The sequence below is a fragment of the Corallococcus llansteffanensis genome, from assembly GCF_003612055.1.
Lineage (GTDB): Bacteria > Myxococcota > Myxococcia > Myxococcales > Myxococcaceae > Corallococcus > Corallococcus llansteffanensis.
Genome location: NZ_RAWB01000629.1, coordinates 1 through 5,436, shown reverse-complemented (window position 1 = coordinate 5,436; position 5,436 = coordinate 1). Strand labels below are relative to the sequence as shown.

1 protein-coding gene is annotated in these 5,436 nt (G+C 69.6%); it reads right to left on the bottom strand.

What is annotated here, in order from left to right; genetic code table 11:
* Positions 1 to 5,436 (bottom strand): non-ribosomal peptide synthetase (locus tag D7V93_RS36800; RefSeq protein ID WP_120647798.1); only part of this gene is annotated, 5,436 nt, incomplete at both ends.

Sequence of the window (5,436 nt, the reverse complement as noted above, 5' to 3'; positions counted from 1 at the left end):
GTTGGGCCATGGCGGAGGGCACGGTGTTGACGAGCGTTACCTCCGAAGCGGTGGGCAGCTCCGCCAGGTGCAAGGCATTGCGCGCCACCACCACGGCGCCGCCGCTGGCGAGCGGGGCGAACAACTCGAACACCGAGAGGTCGAAGTTGAGGCTCGTCGCCGCGAGGACGCCCTTCAACTCCTCTGGCGCGTAGGTCGCCAGGGCCCAGTGCAAGAAGGCCACGGCGTTGCCGTGGGTGATGGCGACACCCTTGGGGCGGCCCGTGCTGCCCGAGGTGTAGATGAGGTAGGCAAGGTGGCCAGGGAGCATGTCCACCGCAGGCGCCGTGGTGGGCTGCTTCGCCAGCTCCGCGTCCGTGTCCAGGCACACCGGCGTGGCGGAGTGCTCCGGGAGGGAGGCGAGCAGGTGCGAGTGCGCCACCAGCGCGGGCCCCTGGGCGTCCTCCAGCAGCCAGCCCAGACGCTCGCGCGGGTAGCTGGGGTCCAATGGCACATAAGCGCCACCGGCCTTGAGGATGCCAAGGGCCCCGATGACGAGGTCCTCCGTGCGCTCCACGCACAGGCCTACTCGGACTTCCGGCCCCACACCGAGGCCGCGCAACCGGTGCGCGAGCTGATTGGCGCGTGCGTCCACCTCCCGGTACGTCAGACGCCGTTCCGGGGTGATGACCGCCACGGCGTCAGGGGTGCGGCGCACCTGGGCCTCCACCAGCGCGGCGATGCTGGACTCGCGCTCTGTCGCAGGCGTGCGCGGATTCCATTCGACGAGGAGTTGCTGGCGTTCCGTGTCGGTGAGCAGTGGCAGGTCCGCGAGCCGGGTGTCTGGCTTCGCCGCGATGGCCTCCAGCAGCACGCCCAGGTGGCCCGCCATGCGCTCGATGGTCGAGGCATCGAAGAGGTCCGTCGCGTACTCCAGCGAGCCACTGAGCCCCGTCGGCGTGTCTCGCAACGCCAGGGTGAGGTCGAACTTGGCGAAGTGCGCTTCGAGCGGCAGCGACTGGAAGGACAGGCCTGGCAGGCGCAGCGCCTCGGTGGGCGTGTTCTGCAGGATGAACATCGCCTGGAAGAGTGGCCCGCGGCTCAGGTCGCGTGTGGGCTGGAGCGCTTCGACGAGCTTCTCGAAGGGCAGGTGCTGGTGCTCGTAGGCCGCGAGTGTGGTGCCGCGCACCTGGGCCAACAGCTCGCGGAATGTCGCCTGAGGCTTCAGGTGCGCACGCAGCACCAGCGTGTTGACGAAGAAGCCGATGAGGCCCTCCGTCTCCTCCTGGGTGCGGCCGGCGATGGGAGAGCCCACGCTGATGTCGTCCTGGTCGGCGTAACGCGACAGGAGCACTTGGTAGGCCGCGAGCAGCGTCATGAAGGGCGTCGCGCCTTCACGTTGGGCCAGGGCCTTGAGGGCATCCGAGACCTGCGTGGGAATCTGCATGCCGAACGTGGTGCCGCGATGCGACTGCACTGGGGGACGCGGACGGTCGGTGGGCAGCTCCAGTGCGGCCGGTGCTCCCGTGAGCTGCTGCTTCCAGTAGCCCATCTGCGCGTCCAGGGTCTCGCCCTGGAGCCAGTCGCGCTGCCACGTCGCGAAGTCGGCGTACTGCACGGGCAGGGGCGGGAGGATCGGCGTGCCGCCCGTGCTGAACGCCGCGTAGAAGGCGGCCAGCTCGCGGACGAGGACGCCCATGGACCAGCCGTCGGAGACGATGTGGTGCATCGTCACCAGCAGCAGGTGCTCCTCTTCGCCCAGCCGCACCAGCGTGCTGCGCAACAGCGGGCCGGTGGAGAGCTGGAACGGACGGCGCGCTTCGTCGCCGGCCTGCCGTCGGGCTTCCTCGTTCCGTTGGGCTTCGGGCAGGGAGGTGAGGTCGATGACGGGCAGCGTCCAGTCACCCGGGGCATGGATGAGCTGCGTGGGTTGGCCCAGGTGCTCGTGGAAGGTGGTGCGCAGGGCCTCGTGGCGCTGGACAAGGGCTTCGAAGGCTCGGCGCAGGGCTTCCACATCCAGGCGCCCGGTGAGCTGGAGCGCGGTGGGCAGGTTGTAGGACGCGTCCCCGGGCTGGAGCTGATCCAACAGCCAGAGGCGCTGCTGTGCGAAGGAGAGGGGCCGCGGACCTTCATGCGAGACGCGCGTGAGGGCTGTGGCGCTAACTCCCGTGAGGCCGGCCAGGCGCAGGGCCAGTCCTTCCACCGTGGGTGATTCGAAGAGCGCGCGCAGGGGCAGCTCCACGCTCAGCTCCGCGCGCACGCGCGACACCACCTGGGTGGCGAGCAGCGAGTGCCCGCCCAGTTCGAAGAAGGAGTCCCGCACGCCCACCTGCGGCAGCCGAAGCACTTCGGCCCAGATGGCCGCGAGCTTCGCCTCCGTCTGCGTGCGCGGTGCAAGGTAGGTGCTCCCCGACTGGGGCGCCTCGGGCTCCGGCAGGGCCTTGCGGTCCACCTTGCCGTTGGAGTTGAGCGGCAGAGCGTTCAGCACCACCACCGTGCCGGGCACCATGTACTCGGGCAGGCCCTGACGCAGTTGCGCCTTGAGGGGCTCCACCTCAAGCGACTCGCCGGCCTTCGCGACGACGTAGGCGACGAGGCGCTTGTCGGCGGCTTCACCCTTCGCCACCACCACCGCGTCCTTGATGGACGTCGCACGACGGAGCGCGGACTCCACCTCGCCCAGTTCGATGCGGAAGCCACGGACCTTCACCTGGAAGTCGACGCGGCCGAGGTACTCCAACCGCCCGTCCTGGCGGTACCGGACGCGGTCACCCGTGCGGTACATGCGGCCACCCGGAGGGCCGTACGGCTCCGGAAGGAAGCGCTCCGCGGTGAGGTCCGGTCGCAGCAGGTAGCCGCGAGCCTGGCCTTCGCCCGCCAGGTACAGCTCACCGGCGACACCCACCGGTACGGGCTGGAGCGTGGCGTCGAGGACGTAGGCGCGCGTGTCCGGCAGGGGGCGGCCGATGAGCGGCACCTCCTCGCGTCCCACCAGTGAGCTTGTCGAGTACGTCGTGTCCTCGGAGGGGCCGTAGAGGTTGTAGAGCTTCCGCACCGAAGGCACGGCATAGACCTGCTTCGCCAGCGTGTCCGGCAGCGCTTCACCGGCGAGATTGATGACGCGCACTCCCGCCGGTACCGAGCCCAGACGCACCAGTTGGGCCATGGCGGAGGGCACGGTGTTGATGAGCGTGACCTCCGAAGCAGTGGGCAGCTCCGCCAGATGCAAGGCGTTGCGTGCCACCACCACGGCGCCTCCGCTGGCGAGCGGGGCGAAGAGCTCGAACACTGACAGGTCGAAGTTGAGGCTTGTCGCCGCGAGGACGCCCTTGAGTTCTTCGGGGGAGTACGTCGCCAGGGCCCAGTGCAGGAAGGCCACGGCATTGCCGTGGGTGATGGCGACACCCTTGGGGCGGCCCGTGCTGCCCGAGGTGTAGATGAGGTAGGCAAGGTGGCCAGGGAGCATGTCCACCGCAGGCGCCGTGGTGGGCTGCTTCGCCAGCTCCGCGTCCGTGTCCAGGCACACCGGCGTGGCGGAGTGCTCCGGGAGGGAGGCGAGCAGGTGCGAGTGCGCCACCAGCGCGGGCCCCTGGGCGTCCTCCAGCAGCCAGCCCAGACGCTCGCGCGGGTAGCTGGGGTCCAATGGCACATAAGCGCCACCGGCCTTGAGGATGCCAAGGGCCCCGATGACGAGGTCCTCCGTGCGCTCCACGCACAGGCCTACTCGGACTTCCGGCCCCACACCGAGGCCGCGCAACCGGTGCGCGAGCTGATTGGCGCGTGCGTCCACCTCCCGGTACGTCAGACGCCGTTCCGGGGTGATGACCGCCACGGCGTCAGGGGTGCGGCGCACCTGGGCCTCCACCAGCGCGGCGATGCTGGACTCGCGCTCTGTCGCAGGCGTGCGCGGATTCCATTCGACGAGGAGTTGCTGGCGTTCCGTGTCGGTGAGCAGTGGCAGGTCCGCGAGCCGGGTGTCTGGCTTCGCCGCGATGGCCTCCAGCAGCACGCCCAGGTGGCCCGCCATGCGCTCGATGGTCGAGGCATCGAAGAGGTCCGTCGCGTACTCCAGCGAGCCACTGAGCCCCGTCGGCGTGTCTCGCAACGCCAGGGTGAGGTCGAACTTGGCGAAGTGCGCTTCGAGCGGCAGCGACTGGAAGGACAGGCCTGGCAGGCGCAGCGCCTCGGTGGGCGTGTTCTGCAGGATGAACATCGCCTGGAAGAGTGGCCCGCGGCTCAGGTCGCGTGTGGGCTGGAGCGCTTCGACGAGCTTCTCGAAGGGCAGGTGCTGGTGCTCGTAGGCCGCGAGTGTGGTGCCGCGCACCTGGGCCAACAGCTCGCGGAACGTCGCCTGAGGCTTCAGGTGTGCACGCAGCACCAGCGTGTTGACGAAGAAGCCGATGAGGCCCTCCGTCTCCTCCTGGGTGCGGCCGGCGATGGGAGAGCCCACGCTGATGTCGTCCTGGTCGGCGTAACGCGACAAGAGCACCTGGAACGCGGCCAGCAGCGTCATGAAGGGCGTCGCGCCTTCACGCTGGGCCAGCGTCTTGAGCGCCTCGGAGACAGGCAGTGAGAGCCGCACGGGCACTGTCGAGCCTCGGTGCGACTGCACTGGGGGACGGGGCCGGTCGGTGGGTAGCTCCAGCGCGGCCGGCGCACCTGAGAGCTTCTCCTTCCAGTAGCCGATCTGTGCTTCCAGGGTTTCACCCTGGAGCCACTCGCGCTGCCACGTCGCGAAGCCCGCGTACTGCACGGGCAGCGGTGCGAGTGACGGCGTGCTGCCCGTGCTGAACGCCGCGTAGAAGGCGGCCAGTTCGCGGACGAGGACGCCCATGGACCAGCCGTCGGAGACGATGTGGTGCATCGTCACCAGCAGCAGGTGTGCCTCTTCGCCCATGCGCACGAGGGTGGTCCGCAACAGCGGGCCGGTGGAGAGCTGGAACGGACGGCGCGCTTCGTCGCCGGCCTGCCGTCGGGCTTCCTCGTTCCGTTGTGCTTCGGGCAAGGAGGCGAGATCGATGACGGGCAGCGTCCAGTCACCCGGAGCGTGGATGCGCTGCGTGGGCTGGCCCAGGTGCTCGTGGAAGGTGGTGCGCAGGGCCTCGTGACGCTGGACGAGGGCTTCGAAGGCTCGGCGCAGGGCTTCCACATCCAGGCGCCCGGTGAGCTGGAGCGCGGCGGGCAGATTGTAGGACGCATCCCCGGGCTGGAGCTGATCCAACAGCCAGAGCCGCTGCTGTGCGAAGGACAGCGGCACCGAGGTGGCGCGCACCGCGATCATCTTCTTCGGAGCCGAAGCGGTGGTGGTCTGCGTGGCTTCGATGCGCTGCGCGAGGGCGGCCACGGTGGGCGCCTCGAAGAGGGCTCGCAGGGGCAGCTCACGCCGGAAGGTGGCGCGCACGCGCGAGACGAGCTGGGTGGCCAGCAGCGAGTGGCCTCCGAGCGCGAAGAAGTCGT